Source organism: Streptomyces sp. DH12, from assembly GCF_020873895.1.
In the GTDB taxonomy this organism is placed as follows: Bacteria; Actinomycetota; Actinomycetes; order Streptomycetales; family Streptomycetaceae; genus Streptomyces.
On sequence record NZ_JAHWGT010000221.1, the window covers coordinates 1 to 782 of the forward strand.

Annotated in this window: 1 protein-coding gene; it reads left to right on the forward strand. The window is 70.6% G+C overall.

From position 1 onward, the window contains the following. A partial coding sequence (locus LPA54_RS33645) for an MFS transporter (protein ID WP_228984503.1) occupies positions 1-782 on the forward strand: 782 nt, incomplete at both ends.

Consider the following 782-nt stretch of genomic DNA (forward strand, 5'->3'; position numbering starts at 1 on the left):
GCCCTGTGCGGGGCCGCGCAGGACATGCCCCAGCTGATCGGCTTCCGCGCGCTGCAGGGACTCGGCGGCGGCGGGCTGATCGTGCTGTCGATGGCGATCGTCGGCGACCTGGTGCCGCCCCGTGAACGCGGGCGCTACCAGGGCTTGTTCGGGGCGGTGTTCGGCGCGACGAGCGTGCTCGGGCCGCTGCTCGGCGGGCTGTTCACACAACACCTGAGCTGGCGCTGGGTGTTCTACGTCAACGTGCCCGTCGGAATCGTCGCGCTCGTCGTCATCGCGACCGTGCTGCACATCCCCCGCCGGTCGACCAAGCACGTCATCGACTACCTGGGCACCCTGCTCATCGCCTCCGTCGCCACCTGCCTGGTCCTGGTCGCCTCGCTCGGCGGCACCACCTGGCCCTGGGCGTCGCCCCAGACCATCGGGCTCGCGGTGCTCGGCGCCGTGCTGATCGTCGCGTTCGTCGCGGTCGAGCGCCGGGCCGCCGAACCGGTGCTGCCGCTGAAGCTGTTCCGCGTGCGGACCTTCACCCTGTCCGCCGTGATCAGCTTCATCGTCGGCTTCGCGATGTTCGGCGCGCTGACCTATCTGCCGACCTTCCTCCAGGTGGTGCACGGGATCAGCCCGACCCTGTCCGGGGTGCACATGCTGCCGATGGTGGCCGGCATGCTGCTGTCCTCCACCGGCTCCGGGCAGATCGTCAGCCGCACCGGCCGCTGGAAGGTGTTCCCGATCACGGGCACCGCCGTCACCGCCGTCGGACTGCTGCTGCTCCACCAGCT